18 protein-coding genes are annotated in these 22494 nt (G+C 37.4%); 8 read left to right on the top strand and 10 right to left on the bottom strand.

Features of this window, described 5'->3' with window-relative positions:
• Positions 1 to 112 precede the first annotated feature (112 nt).
• From OM33_RS18820 to OM33_RS18805, 4 genes are all read right to left on the bottom strand, one after another.
• Positions 113 to 856, bottom strand: coding sequence for a substrate-binding periplasmic protein (locus tag OM33_RS18820; RefSeq protein WP_040135919.1), 744 nt, complete (start codon positions 854 to 856; stop codon positions 113 to 115).
• Positions 857 to 992: 136 nt separating this feature from the next.
• Positions 993 to 1796, bottom strand: coding sequence for a DUF1338 domain-containing protein (locus OM33_RS18815; protein WP_040135918.1), 804 nt, complete (start codon positions 1794 to 1796; stop codon positions 993 to 995).
• Positions 1797 to 1868: 72 nt separating this feature from the next.
• The gene (gene astA / locus OM33_RS18810; RefSeq protein ID WP_040135917.1) at positions 1869 to 2891 is read right to left on the bottom strand and encodes an arginine N-succinyltransferase; all 1023 of its coding nucleotides are present in this window, start codon (positions 2889 to 2891) and stop codon (positions 1869 to 1871) included.
• A gap of 14 nt (positions 2892 to 2905) precedes the next feature.
• Positions 2906 to 4111 carry an aspartate aminotransferase family protein gene (locus tag OM33_RS18805; protein WP_040135916.1) on the bottom strand — a complete coding sequence of 402 codons (1206 nt, stop codon included), beginning with the start codon at positions 4109 to 4111 and terminating at the stop codon, positions 2906 to 2908.
• A 138-nt stretch (positions 4112 to 4249) separates the two neighbouring features.
• On the opposite strand from OM33_RS18805, the gene OM33_RS18800 reads away from it, so the two are divergent.
• On the top strand, positions 4250 to 4678 hold the full coding sequence (locus tag OM33_RS18800; protein WP_040136991.1) for an Lrp/AsnC family transcriptional regulator: 429 nt from the start codon (positions 4250 to 4252) through the stop codon (positions 4676 to 4678).
• 22 nt (positions 4679 to 4700) lie between these two features.
• On the opposite strand, the gene OM33_RS18795 is transcribed toward OM33_RS18800, so the two are convergent.
• From OM33_RS18795 to OM33_RS18780, 4 genes are all read right to left on the bottom strand, one after another.
• Complete coding sequence (locus OM33_RS18795) at positions 4701 to 8003, bottom strand: methyl-accepting chemotaxis protein (protein ID WP_040135915.1); 3303 nt, start codon at positions 8001 to 8003, stop codon at positions 4701 to 4703.
• Between the two features lie 152 nt (positions 8004 to 8155).
• Positions 8156 to 8608, bottom strand: a complete 453-nt coding sequence (gene nudB, locus OM33_RS18790; RefSeq protein WP_040135914.1) for a dihydroneopterin triphosphate diphosphatase — start codon at positions 8606 to 8608, stop codon at positions 8156 to 8158.
• A 51-nt stretch (positions 8609 to 8659) separates the two neighbouring features.
• Positions 8660 to 11725, bottom strand: coding sequence for an efflux RND transporter permease subunit (locus OM33_RS18785; RefSeq protein ID WP_040135913.1), 3066 nt, complete (start codon positions 11723 to 11725; stop codon positions 8660 to 8662).
• Entirely contained in the window at positions 11726 to 12784 is a 1059-nt protein-coding gene (locus OM33_RS18780) for an efflux RND transporter periplasmic adaptor subunit (RefSeq protein WP_040135911.1), read from the bottom strand.
• Between the two features lie 100 nt (positions 12785 to 12884).
• Here OM33_RS18780 and OM33_RS18775 point away from each other — a divergent pair, with 100 nt between their 5' ends.
• From OM33_RS18775 to tsaB, 4 genes are all read left to right on the top strand, one after another.
• Entirely contained in the window at positions 12885 to 13778 is an 894-nt protein-coding gene (locus OM33_RS18775) for a LysR family transcriptional regulator (RefSeq protein ID WP_040135909.1), read from the top strand.
• Positions 13768 to 14082 (top strand): MGMT family protein, encoded by a 315-nt coding sequence (locus OM33_RS18770; protein WP_040135907.1) that lies wholly within the window; start codon positions 13768 to 13770, stop codon positions 14080 to 14082. The genes OM33_RS18775 and OM33_RS18770 overlap by 11 nt, the downstream gene beginning before the upstream one ends.
• Positions 14083 to 14352: 270 nt before the next feature.
• Complete coding sequence (locus tag OM33_RS18765; protein WP_040135905.1) at positions 14353 to 16266, top strand: ATP-dependent DNA helicase; 1914 nt, start codon at positions 14353 to 14355, stop codon at positions 16264 to 16266.
• A gap of 3 nt (positions 16267 to 16269) precedes the next feature.
• Entirely contained in the window at positions 16270 to 16950 is a 681-nt protein-coding gene (gene tsaB / locus OM33_RS18760; RefSeq protein ID WP_040135903.1) for a tRNA (adenosine(37)-N6)-threonylcarbamoyltransferase complex dimerization subunit type 1 TsaB, read from the top strand.
• Positions 16951 to 16975: 25 nt separating this feature from the next.
• Here tsaB and OM33_RS18755 read toward each other — a convergent pair whose 3' ends face one another.
• On the bottom strand, positions 16976 to 18295 hold the full coding sequence (locus tag OM33_RS18755; RefSeq protein WP_040135901.1) for an alkaline phosphatase: 1320 nt from the start codon (positions 18293 to 18295) through the stop codon (positions 16976 to 16978).
• A gap of 80 nt (positions 18296 to 18375) precedes the next feature.
• Here OM33_RS18755 and OM33_RS18750 point away from each other — a divergent pair, with 80 nt between their 5' ends.
• The 3 genes from OM33_RS18750 to rnd all read left to right on the top strand — a co-directional run bounded on the left by OM33_RS18750 (position 18376) and on the right by rnd (position 22203).
• Positions 18376 to 19227, top strand: coding sequence for an alpha/beta fold hydrolase (locus OM33_RS18750; RefSeq protein ID WP_052141180.1), 852 nt, complete (start codon positions 18376 to 18378; stop codon positions 19225 to 19227).
• A gap of 130 nt (positions 19228 to 19357) precedes the next feature.
• Entirely contained in the window at positions 19358 to 21019 is a 1662-nt protein-coding gene (gene fadD / locus OM33_RS18745; RefSeq protein ID WP_040135900.1) for a long-chain-fatty-acid--CoA ligase FadD, read from the top strand.
• A gap of 59 nt (positions 21020 to 21078) precedes the next feature.
• A complete protein-coding gene (gene rnd / locus OM33_RS18740) occupies positions 21079 to 22203 on the top strand; it encodes a ribonuclease D (protein WP_040135898.1) in 1125 nt (374 codons plus the stop codon).
• Positions 22204 to 22235: 32 nt separating this feature from the next.
• Here rnd and minE read toward each other — a convergent pair whose 3' ends face one another.
• The gene (minE, locus tag OM33_RS18735) at positions 22236 to 22493 is read right to left on the bottom strand and encodes a cell division topological specificity factor MinE (RefSeq protein WP_040135896.1); all 258 of its coding nucleotides are present in this window, start codon (positions 22491 to 22493) and stop codon (positions 22236 to 22238) included.
• Between the last annotated feature and the right edge of the window lies 1 nt (position 22494).

Genomic DNA, 22494 nt, shown 5'->3' with positions numbered 1-22494 from the left:
GAGAATATTGAAGCATTGGCGCGTCAATCAAAAGTAATAAACCACAGCAACTTACAATGAATAATAAAATAAAAATTAGCGTGGTTTTGGACATGAAAAGAAAATATACAAGTTAGCGAATTGGCATAGTATAGCTAAGTAACATTTTATTCCAGTTTTTCATGAAGTCTTCACTTTCAATCATGCGATTTAAACTAGTGTAGAGCGCTTCATTATTCTGTTTTGGCAACATAAAGTGGCGTGAAAAGTTATCGTGTTGCTGCTCAGCGATATAGTAATCAGATGCCCTGTTCTTACTCAGATAATAAAATGTATAGATACTCAAAATAGCCGTATCAACACGTTCTTTTGTCAACATATCAAATAGTTGAGTTTCAGTCTGCGTATCAACACGGTTCAGTTTGTGTTGTGCTACTAACTCATCAATACCTATATAGCGAAAGCCACGGATCCCACCAACACGTAAATCTGTCAAGTCGCTAAATTTTGAAACCTTAACAGGTTTAGCGCTTAAACTAACAAATACATCCTTATCTTGCATGATAGAAGCGGACCAGAAGTAGCGTGTTTGATTAGCATCTTTAAACCATTTTGGGTTAACACCAATGACAATGCCATCTAGTTTATTTTGTGCTAATCGGTAATCTAAGCGTTTACGAGGAATGAAGATTAAGTTAAACGAATAACCTGAGTTCATTTGATTTAATAGTTTTACAAAATCAAAATAAAGGCCTGTTTCTTTTTGTAAATTAATTACATAAGGTGGCATATCATGATAAGTGTAGATATCCACTTTTTTGATTTTAGCGCTTAATTGGGTGGATATAAAAAACAGCAATAAGAAGGTATATTTCATTTAGCAATTGTATCTTTCATTATTTTTCAAAAACATAGAAAACAGGCTTCAATTAATTACTGCTAAATCAAGTATAGTTATGTTGAAATAAAAAAACGAGCAAAGTGCTCGTTTTTTATTGTGCTTGTTAATTAAATTAACGCGCGTTGGTACTTTCAAATATCTTGTCTGCCGATGCTGCAACAAAACCTGTATAGATTTCGCCATCTGGCTTAAGATAACGCAATGCAAATTCATAGAAACAACTAGGAATAGCTTTAACACCGTCGCTGAATGTCACTTCAGCTTTATCCGCAAGTGTTGATGATTGCTCAAGCAATACTTCTGGTGAACCTTTAATTTCACCGCCAGAGCTGTTTAATTCAAAACCAGCTTCTTTTAATGTTGTGTTTACTGCTTCAATAGTATCAAAGTTAGCTAAATGATTAATGCTAACTGTAAAGTGATTTGCACGGTAACCCCATGCTGCTGTCCACGCAGCGTATTCTGACTCAGCAAGTAATTGCTGGTAAGTATCCGAATCAATTTGCCAATGTGTACCTGAGTATAAGAAGTTTTCTGCTGTTACTGCGGCATCATCAATTTGTTCTACAAGCTCGTGAATTGTTTTTTGTAATTCCGGTGAAAACTTTTCAACAAGTAATTCAGAAATAAATACCTTTGGCTTTGTTGGATCGCTGTGTTCAAAGTGTTTTGCATATAGTTTTTTAGCTTCGAAGTGGTACTCACCACATTCTGTGTAACCAACAGCCAAAAAGTGTTGCGCTAATTTTTCTAGACCAACTTTCTCAATGTTAAATGTTCTTAACGCAATATGGTCATTAATTACATCACTTTGCTGTGTGTCACCAAGTAATTTATGGATTTTTACAGCTGATGGGGTTACCTCTAAGTAACTATTCCATAAATGGTCGAATAATGTGTCTACATTGTTGTGCATAATGTTACCTTTAAAGTGATAGCAGTATTTTTTGCCATCTAATTAGTTGATTAAAGTAGGTTTAAGCACGACCTAACTTAATTTTAAAACTCTAATTGACTGCCCAGCGGATACACCGATTGCAGTGGCAATCTCTTGTGAAATAATTGCCGTATCTGAGCTTTCATTAATCGCAATATTACAACTGAATACTGCCTTGAATTCATTTACTTCTAAGTTTGAAATTGCAAAAGTGTCAACACTTTGTTGGTCACCAATCTCTACTGTAAGTAAGCGACTGTCTCTAACGCTTTTAATGTTATCGAGTTGCGCTTCAACGGTTGGCCCGGCATCAAAAAGGTCAACATAACCGCGGAATTCAAATCCTTCCTTTTCTAACAATCTAAGTGCAGGTTTTGTTTTATCGTGCACTTTACCAATAACCTTTTGTGCATCCTCGCTCAGTAAATTAGCGTAGATTGGGTATTTAGGCATCAACTCAGAGATAAAGACCTTGTTACCTGTGCCAATTAAATGGTCGGCTGTTGGGAAGTCGATTGTAAAAAAGTGTTCTTGTAACCACTGCCAAAATGGCGAATGGCCATGAGAATCTGAGACACCTCGCATTTCAGCGATAACACGGTTTGAAAAACGTTGTTGATGTTGTGCCATAAACAAAAAACGAATTCGGGAAAGAAAGCGTCCTGCTAAGCCACTACGATGAGATTCTTTTAAGAATAAGGTACATATTTCAGTAGCACCTGTATAGTCGTTACACATACTTAGAATATCAACCGTATTGTAAACGCCTAATGTGCTAGAGTGATGCACTGTTTTACCCATATGGTAATGGTAAAGTGGCACGTCTAAGCCTACTGCCGCTTCAATTGCAGTGGTACCAACAATTTCTTTGCTTTGGGTATCTTCTAAAACAAATAGGTAACCTTCATCTTGTGGTGACTCTACTTGTTTGTTGAAGCTATCTACCGCGCGTGCAATTTTACGTTCGAGTAAATCGTCGCAAACAGGCAATGAAGTAAAGCCATGGCCAGAAGCCTTTGCTACTTCTTTCAAAGCAGCAAAGTCATCTGTTTTAATTGGTCTTAATACTAACATAACCAACTAGGTTCTTAACCGTTTACAACTGCCGCTACGGCTTTCTCAAAACGAGCAAGGCCTTCAGCAATGTCTTCATTTGGTATAACTAATGAAGGCGTGAAACGAACAACATCAGCACCTGCAACTAATGCCATTAAGCCATTTGCACTTGATGCATTTAAGAAATCACGTGCGCGACCTTTATATTTTTCGTTTAGCACAGCACCGAGTAATAAACCTTTACCGCGTACTTCACTGAAAACATCATACTTTGCGTTAATAGCTTCTAGCCCTTCACGGAATAACGCTTCTTTTGCAGTTACACCTTCAAGTACATCTGTTTGGTTTACAGTATCAAATGCAGCTTCAGCTACGGCACATGCTAATGGGTTACCACCATAAGTTGAACCGTGTGTACCAATAACTAAGTGCTTGGCGATTTCTGTTGTTGTGATCATTGCGCCGATTGGGAAACCACCACCAAGTGCTTTAGCTGTGGTTAAAATGTCAGGCGTTACGCCTAAACCTTGATAAGCGTATAGCGTACCAGTGCGGCCAACACCCGTTTGTACTTCATCAAATATTAATAGTGCATTGTGTTTATCACAAAGCTCACGTACGCCTTGAATAAATTCAGGTGTTGGCGAAATAATACCACCTTCACCTTGTAATGGCTCAAGCATTACCGCACATGTATTATCATCAATTAAAGCAGCAAATGATTCTAAATCATTGTAATCGCAGTGTACGATATCGCCAGGTTTTGGACCAAAACCGTCTGAATACGCTGCTTGACCACCCACTGTAACAGTAAAGAATGTACGACCGTGGAAACCTTTATTGAATGCAATAATTTTAGATTTTTCAGCGCCGAATTTATCTAATGCAAAACGACGAGCTAATTTTAATGCTGCTTCGTTTGATTCTGCCCCAGAGTTTGCAAAATAAACTTTATCTGCAAATGTAGACGACACTAATTTATCAGCCAAACGTAACGCTGGTTCGTTTGTCCAAACATTTGAAAGATGCCAAAGTTTATCAGCTTGTTCTTTAAGTGCATTCACTAGAGCAGGGTGACAGTGGCCTAAACAATTAACCGCGATACCACCGGCGAAATCAATAAATTCATTATTCTCTTGATCCCATACACGTGAACCTTCACCTTTAACTGGAATTACTGAAGAAGGTGCATAGTTTGGAACCATTACATCATCAAATAAAGCGCGATTTACTGCCATTACTGTTTCCTTAAACTGATTCGTTAGTTTCTGAATTTAATTATTTATCCATTATTGGGTTAATTGGTGCCATTTTGTAGTTTAAAATTAACCAAATTGGCGTTAAAATTTATCAAAATAACCAATCCAATTATCATTATGCTCACTGATGCAGATAAAAGCTTAATAAATGCGCTAAAAGAAAATGCAAGGTTAAGCGTTTCAGACCTCTCTCGGAAGCTCGCTTTAAGCCGTTCAACCATACAAAATCGATTAGCTCGATTGGAAAGCTCGGGTGTAATAACAGGATATTCAGTGAAATTGAGTGAGGCTTATCTGCAAAATAGGGTAAGTGCACATGTTTCGATTAAAGTAAAACAAAAGCTAACAACACAAACCAATGTTGAATTAAAACGTTTTACGGCGATTACACAACTCTATGCAATTAGTGGCGAATATGACTTAATTGCGATTGTTGAAGAGGAGTCTCTCGAGCAATTAAGCCATACCTTAGATTTAATCGGTAATTTAGAAGGTGTTGAACGAACAACGTCTTCGGTCATTTTAGAAACAAAGTTTAACCGATAACACTTTGTTTCCGGCATAAAGATTAGGCGTATTGACTCTCTAATAGCAGTTCGCCTCGCTTGGTTTCAAGACGTGTATCTGTTTGTTCAGTCGTGAAATAGGCCAATAAATTATTCATATTCGAAGCTCTGTCAGCCATTAAATTCGCTGCAGCCATAGTTTCTTCCGTAATGGCTGAATTTTGTTGCACGATTGTAGCCAACCGCTGCACAACTACATCGACTTCTTTTAAGCTATTACTTTGATTCTCTGAGCTATCACTAATATGATGTATACTTTGATTAACTTCCTCAACCCTTTCAACAATTTGATTGAGTTTTTCCCCAGAAGACACAGCAAGTTCACTGCCAAGTTGTACTTTATCATTACTATCAGAAATGATATCGCGAATTTGTTTTGCTGATTTAGCACTTCTGCTTGCAAGTTCTCTTACTTCGTTTGCAACCACTGCAAAGCCTCGTCCGTTTTCACCTGCTCTTGCTGCTTCAACTGCAGCATTGAGAGCAAGTAGATTGGTTTGAAACGCCAAACCATCAATAACTTCGACGATTTCATTAATACTCTTACTCGACTTCTCAACATCTTCGATGGAGTCTCGTGTTTGCTCTGAGAGTATTTTACCTTGTTTTGCAGTTTGAGTGGCGCAAGTACTTTGTTGCACTGCATTTTTTGATTGCTCTACCACACCATAAACTTCTTCAAGCATGGTTTTAGTACTCGCACTTGCTTGTTCAAGGCTTGCAGCTTGCTCCTCTGTGCGTTCACTTATTTCTGTATTACTTAGTGATATCTCTTTAGCACACTGCTTAACTTCTTCAGCCGAAGATTGTATTTTACTGATTACATCAATTAACTGCCTTGTTGTTTGATTGATGTTTAATTGAAGTTGGTTGAATATGCCTGCGTAGTTACCATGCATCTGTTTAGTCAAGTCGCCTTTAGCGAGTGCCTCTAAGCTCTCAGATACTTGTTTGATTGCACTCGAGGTTGATGAAATTGCTTCGTTTATATCATGCTTTAACTGCGCTAAATCACCTTTAAAATCGAGTTCTATAAATTGCGTAAAATCACCTTTATTCATCGCTCCTGCAACAATGCTTAAGGAGGCGATAACTTCATTTACGCTTTCTACCGATGAATTTATATGATGTTTTAACTCGTTGAGCTGACCTTTCATCTCGGAATCAATAGATTGATTGTAATTGCCTTGGCTAATGCCAGTCATTACTTTACTAATGTTTATAATGGCCAGATTAACAGATTGAATACTGTTATTAACATCATTTTTTAAACGATTAAATTGGCCTGTCATTTCACTTTCTACCTGAGAATTAAAGTTACCTTCACTAACGGAGGCCATAACAAAAGAAATTTCATTAATAACGGTGGATATATTTGAAATCGTGTGATTGATGTTATTTTTAAGTGACCCTAACTGACCATCAAGTTTTTCTTCAATTTGGGTTTCTAAATTACCGGCACTGAGTTCAGCCATTGTATTATCAATAGTCGAAATTGCATTGTTTATACTTGTTACAGACTGGTTGATACCTGATTTTAGTAGCTCAAGCTTGCCATTACACTCAACGTTAACATGCTGCGTAAAGTCGCCTTCAGCCATTGATTGCATAACACAGACTATATCGTTTATCGCAATATCAAGATTAGAGAGAGTGGAGTTAATATTAATTTTTAATGTATCTAAATCGCCTGACATTGATGAGGTAATGTGTTTATCAAAAATGCCTTGGGACATCGCATCCACAACGGTATTTAATTCACACATTGCATTATCGAGTGCCTCAGCGCTGTCGTTTGTTGCACGTTTCAGTAAATCAAGTTCACCTTTACATTCAGTATTAATACGCGTTTTAAAATTACCCTTGGCGAGTTGTTGCATTACGTTGTTAGTGTCTGCGATAGATGTTTGTAAACTTGCAAGCAAATTATTAAATGCAAGCGCGGTTTCACCAATTTCGTCTTTATTTATATTTTGAGAGCGTACTGAAAAATCACCGGTTTGTTCTACATTTTTAATAAGAAGAGACAATCGTTTGATAGGTGATGATAAGTAATTTGCAAATTTAGGGGCTAATATTGCAATTGTGGCAATCACGATAATCAAAACAATCGATAATAACAACGCGAGTTTATCAACCGCAGCAAAGGCTTCACTTTCATCAATTTCAGCGATTAAAGCCCAATTCACGTCAAAAATAGTAAGAGGTTGATAAGAAGAAAGAACCGGGTTGCCGTTGTAATCATCAATAATTTTTTGCCCACTATTACCCTTTAATGCCTGTTGGCTAGCAATAGTATTTACCTTTCCTTTTTCAGGAAATTTGAATGAATTAATAACAGAATGGTTGGTAGGGTCTAGGTAAGAGTCTGAACGCATGAGTTGATCTTGTCCTACCAAGTAAGTTTCTCCACTTTCACCAAGCCCATCTCGTTCGCTCATAATGGTATTTAATGCATCAATAGACAATTGAAAAATAAGCGTCGCTTCGCTGTTTATTTGCATAGCAACAAAACTCGCTGGGGCGTTATATGAAGGGTAATATTGTTGGTAATCTGTAAACGCTATTGCGCCTTTTTCTGTTAAGTCCAATGCTTTATTAAATACATCAGCAAGGTTGCTATTTTTATAGGGACCACTGAGTAATGAGGTTGCAAAATCAAGTTCTTTATATACAGAATAAACAATTTCACCTGAATTATTATCCACAATAAAGAGGTCATAGAAGTCGTAGTACTGAGTCAAATTAGCAAAGTACTCATGGTATAAGCTATGCGCTTTGTCATAACTATCATTCACAGCACTACTATTGAGAAGCTGCTTATTACCTAACGGATGTGTGTTTTCGGTTATATAGCGTGTTTGCAGTGCAACTGTACGTTTATCTAATGTGTTAAAATTAATTTCTAATATATTAACTTCAGGATTTTGCTTTTTAAATTCCTCAAAGAACACATTTTGATAGTATTGTTCTAACGCATTCCGTGAATAGTTATCAGTATTAACATCTTCATAAGCAGATATAAATTGATCTGCTGCCGCTTGTGTAGTTGGACTTAATGCAGTGGTGATGAGTTTGAATTCCACTTGTTTGAAATAACGCTTTAATGCGCTTTGTTTGATACTACTAATCGCTGATAGCTGGTTGTAAACTTGCTCTTTTATTGCGTTGGATGAGTTATAGTACGCAAGAAGAAATACAATTAACAACGGAATAACTGCGACAACTAAAAATGAAAGGGTTAATTTTTTAGATAGGTTAATATTGGCAAAGCGTTGGCGAAAAGATAAAGGTAAAGAAGTCATAGCTATCCCTAGTTCTTGTCCATTAATCATGCACATTATTCCAACTGAATAATGGCAAATATTTGCTAAAGTCTACGATATAAATCGGCTAACGCAATTATATTTGTACCTTTTATGTGTATCTAATTATTATGAAATAACAAAAGTGGTTATTAAAGTTTACAGTTTTGATTTTTAAAGATTAATTCTGCTGCTTCTTTATTTGTTTTAGAGTAAAAACGTGTATAGGCAGTTTTAAAGTCGAGCCATACAAAATCGGTATGTTCATTTGGGTCTAGAGTAATTGCAGTGTCTGTCTCTACCTTTAGGTAAAATACATACTCCGTGTTAGTGATACTTCCTGATTCATAACGATGGCGCCAATCTTTACGAATGTCGTAATAATTCGTTATGTCTAAGTCAACAATTGTATAACCCAAGTCCTCACAGTTAATACCAGTTTCTTCAAACACTTCTCGGTAAGCACATTGAAGCGGGGTTTCATTATCTTCGATACACCCTGTGACAGATTGCCAAAATGCAGCATCATCGGCTCGTTGAATTAACAAAAACTCATTGCGAGTATTTTGAATTACAACCAATACAGAAAAAGGTTTTTTTAACATAGGTATACTGAACAAAGAGTTGGTTGTAACAGTATACCTAATAAGTCGCGTTTAAGCAGACTTCACTTTAAAAACGATGCTGTATAAAGCAGGAATGACTAACAATGTGAGCACTGTGGCAAATCCTAGTCCAAACATGATAGTAACAGCCATGGATTCAAAAAACACATCAAATAGTAGGGGGATCATGCCTAAAATTGTTGTGATAGCAGCCATGGAAACAGGCCTTAATCGACTCAGTGCAGAATGAAAAACAGCATCATACGCGTCTTTATTTTGCGATAGTTCTAATTCAATTTGATCCATAAGAACGATGCCATTTTTAATTAACATACCTGATAAACTTAATAGGCCGAGTAATGCCATAAAGCTAAATGGGCTATTCATTATATATAAACCACAGGTTACTCCAATAATGGCAAGCGGCACTGTTGCCCATATGATCAATGATTTTTTTATTGAATTAAATAACAACACGGTAATAATAAACATCACAAGATAACCCATAGGTAATGAGCCAAAAATAGCTTTTTGCGCTTTTGATGCAGATTCAAATTCACCACCCCATTCTAATTGATAGCCTTGGGGCAGGGGGATTTCATCAATAAGTGGTTTTACGCGTTTTAGTAAATTAGCCGCAGTTTCTTCACCAAGGATATCTGGATCTGCCATTACGGTAATTGTTCGTTTTCGATCTCGGCGTAATATGAGATTATTTTCCCATTCCGTATTAAAACCATCAACAATCTGTTCAATCGGTAGATACACGCCGAGTGTAGGACTAAAAATTTGCAAGTCATACAGTGAATCAACGTTCAGACGTTCAGATGCAGGTGAGCGTGCAATAATAGGCAACATTCGTGTGCCTTCTCGGTATAGGCCCACCTTTCGTCCACTTAAAGTGGTAAGTAATAAGTTATCAAGATCAGATTTACTAATACCTAATCGTCTTGCTTTTTGCTCATTAAATTGTGGTCGAATGACCTTGGTCAATTCACGCCAGTCATGCCTAATATTATGAGCTGCGCCGTCTTGTTTTAAAATTGCAATAGCCTGATTGGCTAGCAATCGTAATGTTTCTGGGTCAGAACCTTGAAATCGCGCTTCTATTTTTGCATCTGTAGAAGGACCAATTTCCATACGTTTTAGTTTAATAAACGCATTGGTTAAATTTTCAGATGCATAGGTTCTAATTTCCGAAAGTAACGAATTAAGCGATTCCAAATTTGTGGTTCGTATAATTAACTGGCCATATGCTGGGTGAATTTTTTCCGGTGCATATGTCAACATAAAACGCGGCGCGCCTTGTCCTATCGTGCTTGTAACTGCAACTACTTCAGGTTTAGAAAGCAAGTACTGCTCAAGCTTAGTAATATCTTGTTCGGTTGCACGAATATCAGAGCCTTGGTAACGCCAGTAATCTAAGTAGAATATGGGAGTATTAGAAGGGGGAAAAAATGATTGTTTAACATTTCCAAATAGTACTAACGCACCTAATAAAGACATGAACATAATGCTTAAGGTGACCTTTGGCCATACTAAAACGGTTTTTAGCAGCTTACTGTATAATACAAAGAATCGACCTTTATAAAGTTCGTCCGCGTTTACGTCATTATTCGTATTCGTATCGTTTTTACTTTGCTTGAACAATAGGCTCGCTAAAAATGGCGTTACGGTAATAGCAGTAATCCAACTTAACAAAAGCGAAATAAGTAATACATAAAATAGGCTTCCAGCAAATTCACCTGTTGCATCTGAGCTCAGTCCTATAGGGGCAAATGCGGTAATTGCAATGATGGTCGCACCAAGTAAAGGCCATTTTGTTTGCTCAATAATCACAGTTGCCGCTTTTACTTTGCTATAACCTTTTTTTAGTCCGACTAAAATTCCCTCAGTGATTACAATCGCATTGTCAACTAGCATACCTAAGGCAATTATCAAGGCACCTAACGAGATCCTTTGCAAATCGATCTGCTGCATAAGCATAAAAATAAAGGTACCAAAAACGGTAATTAATAAGACTGCGCCTATCAGTAGACCACTGCGAAATCCCATAAAAAGAAGTAATACACCAATTACAATTGACACAGCTTGAATAAGCGATGTGATAAAATCATCTACTGACTTTTCAACTTCTTTTGGTTGGTTATAAAGTGTATTAATCTCTATGCCATATGGTCTTTGATATTCAAGTGAAACCAAATGTTGTTTAAGTTTATCCCCAATATCAACGACATTAACACCTGAAGCAAACGATACACCCAATAATAAAGTTCGTTTCCCTGCATAATGTGTCGGGTTATTTGGGATCTCCGGATACTCGCGTTTGACTGTTGCCACATCACCCAAGTAAATAATTTCCTTGGCGCCGGGCTTTGAAATCAATAAATCTTCTAACTCACTGACATCTTTAAATTCACCAGTCGGGTGGAGTCGAATTGACTCACCCTCAAGGGTAACTTTACCTGCATTGGATACGGTATTTTGATTTTGTAATAATTGATAAATTACATTGGCTGACATGCCTAACTGTGCGAGTTTATGGCTTGAGATTTCAACAATCACTTGTGGTTTTTGTTCACCAGCTACAGTGACCTTACCAACGCCTTCAACTAACACCAATTCACGTCTTAAATAATCGACATAGTTTTCTAATTCTTCGTAACTGTAGTCATCGCCGCTGATAGCATAAAGCACACCATAGACATCACCAAAGTCATCCATCACTTTTGATGGGTAAACGCCAGCGGGTAATGTAGGTGACAAATCATTGATTTTGCGTCGTAACTCATCCCAAATTTGTCTCAATGCTTCTTTACGGTAAGTGCTTTTCATTTCAACCGAAATTTGAGATAAGCCAGGGGATGAGATAGATGTTACATAATCAACATACGGCAACTGTTGAATCACATTTTCAATTGGATAAGTTACTTCTTGTTCCACTTGTTCAGGCGATGCACCAGGATAACTGGTAACAATCATCGCTTTTTTAAGCGTGAATTCAGGATCTTCAAGACGCCCTAAATTTTGATAGGCAAAAAAACCACCAAATAACAAAATAAGTGTAAATAACCAACTGATGGTTCGTTTTTCAATTGATAATTGTGCAATGTTCATTTACAGGCCTCGTTCTTTAGTCCATGGACGAACACGACTGGTCGCTGTTAAATTGTGAACACCTGCACTGACAATTTGATCGCCAGGATTGAGCCCCTCGTTAATTTCAATTCCGCTTTTGTGAATTTCTCCCAGTGTTACTTTTACTTTTTCAAGGGCACCATCTTTATAGCGCCAAACAAAAGAATGCTTACTTGAATCACTGAAAATTGCTGTTGTGGGTATTGTAAAGATGCGTTCATTGCGCTGATAAACTTTGTTCAAATCAATTAACACATTTCCTGTCATCCCAGCTAACAAGTTAAAGTCTGTTGGAAGTGGAAGGGTAAAAACCACGCGATAACTCAAAGTGAGTGGATCTGCTTGTGTATCCCATTCTTTGAGTGTTAATTGATATGATTTATTTGGATAACTATCAAATACAACACTGGGTTTATAGTGAGTATTTTTGTCTACGCGAGCCACTAACTTTTCTGGAATTTGTATACTTACATCCATTAAATCGCGTGTTTCTATACGCATTATGTTTTGTTTCGCAACGACACTTTCATAATTTTTGATAAACACCTTACTCACAGTGCCAGAAAAAGGTGCTCTAAGAACCGTATATTCCAAATCTGTTTGTGCTTTTTCTAATGCCGATAAAGCAACTTGCATATTGGCACTTGCTTGGTCTAACTCAGATTGAGATGCAATACCTTTGGTTTTAAGCGTTTCTGTTCTTTCTAATTGATTCTTTGCAAGTTTGAAGCGTGCTTCACGATCGCTCAGTTGCAATTTAAAATCTTCCGGGTCAAGTTTTGCTAATATCTGGCCTTTCTTTACAGACTGACCTGCTAACGTTGGCAGTGCCATTAATTCGCCATTGACACGGAAAGATAAATACGAACCTTGATTAGCTTCTACTTTTGCTGGAAAACGTCGAATATTAGAGCTTTCAGCATCAGATACAGAGAATAATTTAACTGGCCTAGAAAGCTCAGAATCAACCTGTGTTATTTGTGGTTCTTTGCATGCAGTAAGCAATAGGGCGGGTAACAGTAACAAAAATGATCGCATTATTTATCCATAAGTAATCGTAAGTTAACAGTAGCCACAATAACCAATTGTCTTATAAAATAATATTTATTAAATATTTCCAACTTTATAAGTATAATTTATGAAGATAACCCAGTTAACTATTTTGGATGCGATTGTTACCTCTACGAGTTTAAAACAGGCTGCTGAGAAATGTCATAAAACGCAACCTGCACTCACTATGGCAATGCAAAAATTAGAAGAAGAGGTTGGCTTTACATTAATTGACCGCACTGGGTATCGATTAAAATTAACACAAGCAGGTGAACGATTTTATAAGCAAGCAAAACGAGTACTAACCAGTTGTGATGAGCTCAGTAAAATAAGTTCAACATTAGCACTAGGCTATGAACCCAAAATTTGCATTGCTTATGAACAACTTGGTGGCGATGCGCGAATAAATCAATTGCTTGGTAAAATCATTCAACAATTCCCATCAACTCAATTTGAAATTCTTGGTGGATCACGCTTTAAGGCCATCGAAAAACTTGCAAAGGGAGAAGTGGATATAGGTATCGGCCCTTGGTTTGATATATTCCATGCATCAGGGGATTTTCAAAGTATTGAACTAAAGCCGATAGAAGTCATTTTAGTTGCTTCACCAAAAATTTTGCCCAATAAAAAATCAGCTCTGTTAAGCAGTGAATTAGACCAAATACCCAGTTTAACTTTAAAACCCAGTGAGTTACCTTTTGATGATGATAAATTATCGTTCGCAAAAGGTTCGCAAGTGGTCATGGTTGAAGAATTGGCAACGTTACGTTCAATGTTATTACAAGGCGTAGGGTGGGGGTTAGCGGCAAAACATTTTTGTAGTGATGAACTTGCATCAGGTGAATTAGTACAAATAGACCTAATTGATGGTGAAGACCAATTTCGTTCGGAGCTTAGGGCATTTCGCAGTAATAGTAGTTTTTATGGACCTGTAGCAACCGCAATCTGGCAAGGTCTAAAAGGGTTATATCATGACAAATGAAGAAAAACGTGAAGCAATCTTTTTGATTATCGCTTCTATTCCCTATGGTAAGGTCACTACTTATGGCAATGTTGCAGAGATGGCGAGTTTAAGAGGATATGCACGATTTGTTGGTACTACATTAAAAAATTTGCCTAATAACAGTCAGATTCCCTGGTTTAGAGTAATTAATTCACAAGGTAAAATTAGCTTTCCGCAAAAGAGTGACAAATACCTTGAACAAAAATTACGGCTACAAGAAGAGGGTGTTGAATTTAAAAATGAAAAGGTCAATTTAAAACGCTTTCAGTGGCAAATTGATTAGTTAAGCCACTATTCATGCAATATTAAATAAAATCAAAACATCTTTAACAAGTGGAGTCCCCCATGTTTTGGTATTATATTTCAGTCATTATCGCGACACTTATTTTTGCTTACACCCTAGTTTCAGACACACACTAATTTAATATAAGTCTTAAATAAATTTATTGAAGCATAATCACATTATGCTTCATTTACATTGTGTTAATTCACACTTGTTGTACTTATCTAATCTCGATAAACTGCCAGCCATCACAAATTCTGTAGCTTGTTAATGAACAATATCGATTCCTTGTTTGGTCAATCTGGTCCTTTTGCGTTGGCAATCAATGGTTATTCACCACGAAAACCTCAAATTGATATGGCAAAATCCGTTGCAAACGCCATTAAACAGGATAAACAAGCAATTGTTGAAGCTGGAACTGGCACAGGTAAAACCTTTGCTTATTTAGTACCGGCCTTACTTTCAGACAAAAAAGTAATGGTATCGACCGGTTCAAAAGCTTTGCAAGAACAACTTTTTCACAGAGATTTGCCGGCTCTCAAAAAAATACTTGGCAAAGGTAAGAAGATAGCCTTATTAAAAGGGCGGTCTAATTATTTATGTATTGAGCGATTAAACCAACATGTTACTCATGTACCCGTTGATGATCCGGATGTCATGCATCAATTGGCGATGGTCGCTAAATTTTCTGGTGAAACCCGTTCAGGGGATATGGCTGATTGCAGTGGTATAGAAGAAGACGCAAAAGTGCTTCCTTACGTTACGTCAACATCAGACAATTGCCTAGGCAAGGACTGTCCTGCCTTCCAGGATTGTTTTGTCAGAAAAGCGCGTATAAATGCCATTGAATCTGATTTAGTGGTGGTAAATCATCATCTATTCCTAGCAGACGCTGTGGTGAAAGAGTCAGGCTTTGGTGAGATTATTCCCAATGTAAATTGTTATATTTTTGATGAGGCCCATCAATTACCTAATATCGCCTCTGAATATTTTGCAAGCCGAGTAAGCACGCGAATGGTCATTGAGCTTGTGAGGGATATTCGTCTTGTCTACCGTTCAGAGTTATTCGACATGATTCAACTCGGAAAAACACTTGATAAATTGGAAACCGCGGTATGGGATCTGCGTTTACAATTTCCAAACGAGAGTCAACGTGGCGATTGGCAACAAATGATTAAACAAGCAAACGTTTATCGAGCTATTGAGCGTGTAATAAATGATATCAGCTTCCTTTATCAAGTGCTCAAATTGTGTTTAGAACGCAGTGAAAAAATAGAAAAACTTTTCGAACGCACTGCAAGCTTGAAAGGGCAATTAGAAACCATGTATGAAGCGCAAAAACCCGGCTTCAGTTTTTGGTTTGAAACCACCAAACGTCATTTAACTTTTAGTATCACGCCTTTGAATGTGTCGGAACGTTTTAGAGCATTGGTTGATAATGCGACTTCCAGTTGGATTTTTACTTCTGCAACATTAGCTGTAAATGGTGACTTGACTCATTTTGCTAAGGATCTGGGTCTCAACACAGATATTATGGAAGTTTATGACAGCCCCTTTGATTATGAAAATCAAGCTATGTTGTGCATACCTCGTTATCTTCCAGAGCCTAGCAAATCAGAAATGGGATTCTCAATCGTCAGTATTGCTAAGCAAATGATCAAAGCAGCGAAAGGGCGCTGCTTTATCTTATTCACCAGTTACCGTATGTTAAACCTGGTTGCAGACGGCTTATCACACAGTGTTGAATACCCACTTCTCGTCCAGGGGCAGGCTTCAAAACGCATATTACTTGAGAAGTTTGTTATGCATGGTAACTCTGTTTTACTTGGTACTGCTTCTTTCTGGGAGGGGGTTGATGTGCGGGGAGATGCTTTATCTTGTGTGATTATCGATAAATTGCCATTTGCAGCACCGGATGACCCATTACTTCAAGCTAAAATGAAATCGCATAGTGGACAAGGGCAAGACCCTTTCTATTCGTTACAATTACCAAGCGCAGTTATCGCATTAAAACAAGGTGTTGGTCGTTTAATACGCGATAAAAAAGACAAAGGTGTGTTAGTTATTTGTGATAATCGCCTTGTTACACGTGAATATGGTAGAATATTTTTAGCCAGTTTACCTAAAATGATGCGCACTCGAGATTTAGCACAAGCATCAAAATTTTTAGAAGCAATTAAATAACTTATGACAAAAATACTTTTATTAGATGCCGCTACTGAAGCACTATCGGTCGCGTTAAGTAATGATTTAGATAATGCACATTTTGAAGTGTGTCCTCAACAACATAGTCAAAAAATGTTACCGTTAATTGACTCAGCGTTACAAAAAGCGTCACTTTCATTAAATGCGCTTGACGCAATTGCTTTTGGTCGTGGGCCTGGCAGCTTTACTGGTGTTCGAGTAGGGGTTTCTGTTACCCAAGGTTTAGCTTATTCGGCTAATTTACCAGTTATTGGCATTTCAAATTTACAAATTATGGCGCAACAAGCGTTTGATACCAGTGATGCCGAGTATGTTATATCAACCATTGATGCCCGTATGGGCGAAATTTATTACGCAGAATTCAAGCGTGGTGAAGATAACTTAGCTGAGTTTACAAGCGAAGAACGAGTGCTCAAGCCTGAAGAGGTGACATTACCAGAAGTGAAAGCGGTTATAGTTGGGACAGGTTGTCAAACCTATAAAACGCAGTTCACAAATGAAAAGCATACTATAGCGGATAACATTACCTTACCTAATGCCAAATATATGGCAAAAATAGCAGAAAAAGAGCTTACTAAAAACAATACGGTTCAAGCGCAAGACGCACAACCTGTGTATGTACGTGATACTGTAACCTGGAAAAAACTACCGGGAAGAGAATAAAAAAGGGGCAAATAATGCCCCTTTTTTATTTCTTAATATAGTTGATTAACTTACTAGCTATTTCAGTATTATCAAAGTGACCTTTAAAAGCTTCTGAACCGCTACCATAAGCAAGTATTGGAACATCAATCGCAGTATGACCAGAAGTTGTCCACCCTGTGTTAGATTTATCGTTTATCAATTGATTAATATGCGCTACAAGGTTTTCTTTTTTAGTTTCTTCTTCAGACTTATCACGTTTTGCATCTTCAACCTTATCGACCAAGGTTGATACTTCAGCTTTATTTAAAGAGATCGCCGTTTTAGCCTGCCAAGTTTCACTCACGTTATTTGTGTTAATAAGAGCTTTAGCAATTTTTGAAACACTTGCTTTAACACCTTTAATTACATCAGTGTGCCAAGAATAATGACCGTTGGCACCAAGTGTAAGCCCGCCGGTACTATGATCTGCCGTGACCACTAATAATGTTTCAGGGTTGTTGTCTACATAGAATTTGGCTTTTTCAATTGCATTAGCGAAATCTTTCATTTCTGCCATCGCACACGCAATATCATTTGCATGACCACACCAGTCAATTTGCGAGCCTTCAAGCATAACAAAGAAGCCCTTATCTTTGTTTTTATCCAGTAAAGAAAGTGTCTTTTCTGTCATTTCGCTAAGTCGATTTGGGTATTGGTCAATTGCATAAGCAAATGCGGTTTCTTTAAATAACCCAATAGCAGGTAATGTCTCAATCGATTTTAATTTGTCAAAATCATCCTGATAAACATAGCCAGCCTCTTTAAACTCATTAATTAAATTTCTATCTTCGCGAATGAAATACTGATAGCCACCTCCAAGCAGTAAATCAACAGCCAATTGCCCATTCACTTTAACATCAATGTAATCATCAGCAATTTCATTGTAATTTCGACGGTATTCATTATGTGCTGCAAAACTCGCAGGTGTTGCATGGTTGATTTGAGACGTTGCTACAAGCGCCGTTGTAAAACCTTTTGATTTTGCTATTTGTAGCATGGTTGTAAGTGGTGCTTTTTGCGGGTCAACTGCAATCGCACCATTATAACTTTTTGTTGCTGTCGAAAGTGCAGTAGCACCAGCTGCGCTGTCAGTCACTACTGTATCATCGTCGGGGCTGGTGCGAGCTAAACCGACAAAAAGTTCATCAAAAATTGTTGGTTCTACAGTTTTGGTGTTTGGGTTATCCATGTAATAACGATATGCAGTGGTATACGCTGGCCCCATTCCGTCACCAATCATGTAAATGATATTTTTTGGGGCGTCAATATTCGCAACTGCAGAGGTTGATAAAAACACTGAGGCTGCAATTAAAGATTTTTTCATGTGTGCTTGTGTTCTATGTTATTTTGGCGACAAACATAACGTATTTATTCGTTAAATAACATTTTTATCGGTGAATTTAAGTGCAAAAACAACAGTTCGAAACAGTTTATGAAATTAATGGTATGCAACTAGCGTGTCAGAGAATTACTAACCAATCGGTAAAAGTGATTGCCCTTCATGGCTGGCAAGATAATAGTAACTCCTTTTTACCGATAATGTCTGAACTGTCACATTTTGATTGGTATGCACTCGACTTTCCTGGTCATGGAAAATCAGATTGGCGTAATCAACAAGCGCATTATTACTTTATCGATTATGTTGACGATGTTTATCGTTTAAAACAGTTAATAGCCCCCAATGAACAAGTAATACTGCTTGGGCACTCAATGGGGGCGATGGTAGCAAACCTATTTGCAGCTTGTTTTCCTGAACATGTTAAGGCTGTTGTTGCAGTCGAAGGTATTGCGTGTGTTACAACGAATGAAACAGATGTGACAACCCAATTAAAACGCGCCATTTTGAATCGCACTGAAGAAAAAAACATGCGTGTTTTTAAAGATTTTGAGCAAGTTGTACAGGCACGTATGGCTGTGAGTGATTTTTCCAATGAAATAGCAGCACTTTTAATGAAAAGAAATGTGTCACCATGCGCAAATGGTTATAAATTACACTTAGATCCAAAGTTAAAACATCACTCAGGCTTTAGATTTTCTGAAACACAATGCATTGAAATGTGTAAACGCATTACAACACCAATGCTCGTAATTTACGCCAATAAAGGGTATAAACTTGTGAGTCAAGGTATTGAAAAATATGGGAAGTATTTCGGTAACCTGACAAGCGTTGAAGTACTAGGCGGGCACCATTGTCATCTAGAGCACAGCGCTCACATTGCTAATATAATTGACGTTTACGTAAACGAGACTGTTTAAAAGTTTGTATAACGTGAATAAATATGTGAATATTAGCGTTTTAGAGTATTTACTCAATTGTTAATTCGCCTTACATGAATTAAGGTTTAAGTTGAACACAAACAATAAATATAAATTATAGGAGCCTATCGTGGAAAAGATTTGGTTGAAGCGTTACCCAGCGGGAGTTCCTGCTGAAATAGATCCACAGCACTATGACTCCCTGCTTGAACTATTTGAAAAAAGCTTTCAAGATTATTCACAGCTTCCAGCCTTTGAAAACATGGGCAAAGTTTTCACATATCAGCAGATGGATGATGCAACGAAACGATTTGCTTCATACTTACAAAATCAACTGGGCATTAAAAAGGGCGACAAAGTTGCTGTTATGATGCCGAATTTGCTACAAACACCGATCGCTATCCTCGGTACATTGCGCGCAGGCGCAACAGTTGTAAATGTAAACCCGCTTTACACTACACGAGAACTAGAGCATCAGTTGAATGATTCTGAAACAACAACAATTATTATTCTTGCGAACTTTGCGCGTACATTAGAAGAAGCGCTGCCACAAACTAATGTTAAAAATATTGTTGTAACTGAAATTGGTGACATGCTAGGTGGCGTTAAAAAACACTTAGTGAATTTTGTTGTTAAGCATCTTAAGAAAATGGTACCTGGTTATACATTACCGAATGTGATTGATTTCTCTGAAGTAATGAAACAGGGTGATGTTGCACAGTATACACGTCCTGAACTGACACAAGATTGTCTCGCATTTTTACAATATACCGGTGGTACAACAGGTGTTTCTAAAGGCGCAATGTTAACTCATGGCAACATGGTTGCGAATTTGGAACAAGTTACAGGTTGCTTAGACCCATTACTTAAAAAGGGTCAAGAAATGGTTGTTACGGCGTTACCGCTATACCATATCTTCGCATTAACTGCTAACTGCTTAACCTTTATGAAATATGGTGGCCATAACTTACTTATCACAAACCCACGTGATATGCAGGGTTTCATTAAAGAGCTTAAAGGCAAAAAATTTACTGTAATGACCGGCGTGAATACGCTATTTAACGGATTGCTTAATTCACCTGGTTTCTCAGAGCTTGATTTTTCATCGCTTAAAATTTCGCTTGGCGGTGGTATGGCAGTTCAACGTCCTGTTGCCGAAAAGTGGCAGACAGTAACAGATTCTCGTTTAGTTGAAGGCTATGGCTTAACTGAGTGTGCGCCACTAGTTACTGTGAGCCCATATGACCTAGACGGTTTTAATGGTTCAATTGGTTTACCCGCACCGAGTACTGAACTGAAAATTGTTAAAGAAGATGGCACAGAAGCTGAACTTGGTGAATCAGGTGAATTGTGGGTGAAAGGCCCGCAAGTAATGAAGGGTTATTACAACCGTCCTGATGCGACAGCTGATTGTTTAAAAGACGGTTGGTTTGCGACAGGTGATGTAGCGAAATACGATGAAGAAGGTTTCTTCTACATCGTTGATCGTAAGAAAGACATGATTATTGTTTCTGGCTTTAATGTTTTCCCGAATGAAGTAGAAGAAGTTGTAGCAATGCACGATGGTGTACTTGAAGTTGCTGCAGTTGGTGTACCTCATGATGTAAGCGGTGAACAAGTTAAGATTTTTGTTGTTAAAAAAGACCAAACATTGACAGAAAAAGATATAATACAGCATTGTCGTGAAAACTTGACCAATTACAAAGTGCCAAAGTTTGTTGAATTCCGTGAGGATTTACCAAAAACGAATGTAGGTAAAATATTAAGACGAGCACTTAAAGAAGCAAGTTAATGGGTTTAACCCAAATTAATAAAAACCGGCATTAGCCGGTTTTTTTATGAGGAAAAACAGTGCAATACGCATTAATAACAGAACAAAAAGATCTTGATTCAGCTATAACTCGTTACTCTACGAAACCTATTCTAGCAGTTGATACCGAATTCATGCGCCGTCGTACCTTATATCCAGAACTAGCGTTATTACAAGTTTATGATGGCGAGTCCATTTGTTTAATTGACCCAACTGCAGACTTAGACTTATCTTCTTTTTGGGACTTAATGGAAAATACACAAATTATTAAAGTATTACATTCACCGTCAGAAGACTTAGAAGTTTTTTCTCGCCATGGTAATTGCATTCCAAAACCTTTGTTTGATACACAATTTGCGTTAAGTCTATTAGGAGAACGTAATTGCGTTGGCTTTGCCAACATGGTTGAAATGTTACTTGATGAACAAATAGATAAAAGTGAATCGCGTACGAATTGGTTGCAAAGACCATTAACGAAAGCGCAGTTAGATTATGCTGCAGCCGATGTTCATTATCTAATGCCCTGCTACCAATTAATTATTGAAAAACTATGTTCGAAAAAGCAAGAGATTGTAATCAGTGAGAGTGAATTGATTGCACAAAAACGTGCTTTTGATACACCACTTGAGTTAGCCTACCTCGATATCAAAAATGCATGGCAACTTAACCCAAAACAATTATGCGTGTTGCAACAACTTGCATCTTGGCGCTTAAATCGTGCTCGCGAGAAAAATTTGGCACTTAATTTTATAGTAAAAGAATCAATTTTATTTGAAATAGCAAAACAACAACCTACCCATTTTGGCGCGTTAAAGCGTGTCTGTGAAGGCGACCAAGGACTAATTAATCGTTATGGCAAAACGCTTATTCACTTGGTAAAAGTTGCACTTGAAAAAAGAGAAGAGGATTACCCATCTAAAATTAAACGTTTAATTGATTTTAGTGGCTATAAAAAATCATTGAAAGAAATGCGCGCCCAACTTGAGTCGGTTGCCAAGAAAAATGATATTCCACTTGACGTACTTGCCAGTAAAAAACAAATGAATCAATTAATTAGTTGGAAATGGAAAGAAAAGAGTGAAACTGTGGGTTATTTAAAACCAGACTTAATGTCCTCTTGGCGTAAAGATTTGGTAAAAAATGAATTATCTCAATGGTTCAACTAAAAGTAAAAAGCCTGCAAATGCAGGCTTTTTATTTATTTCTCATCAGGTAATGTGACGTTTAATTCAAGCACAGCTAAATCATCTTCATTTTGTTCGAGCTGAACTTGAACTTGGTCTTGATGAATATCCACATACTTACGGATCACATCTAAAATATCTTGTTTTAATTGTGGTAAGTAATCAGGTGTACCACGGCTAGAACGTTCATGTGCAACAATGATCTGCAAACGTTCTTTCGCTAAACTAGCGGTGGTTTTCTTTTGTGAGCGAAAATAATCAAGTAATGACACA

Source organism: Pseudoalteromonas piratica (genome assembly GCF_000788395.1).
GTDB lineage: Bacteria > Pseudomonadota > Gammaproteobacteria > Enterobacterales > Alteromonadaceae > Pseudoalteromonas > Pseudoalteromonas piratica.
The sequence above is the reverse complement of the archived record's forward strand: the minus strand, read 5'-3'. Positions and strand labels throughout refer to the sequence as shown.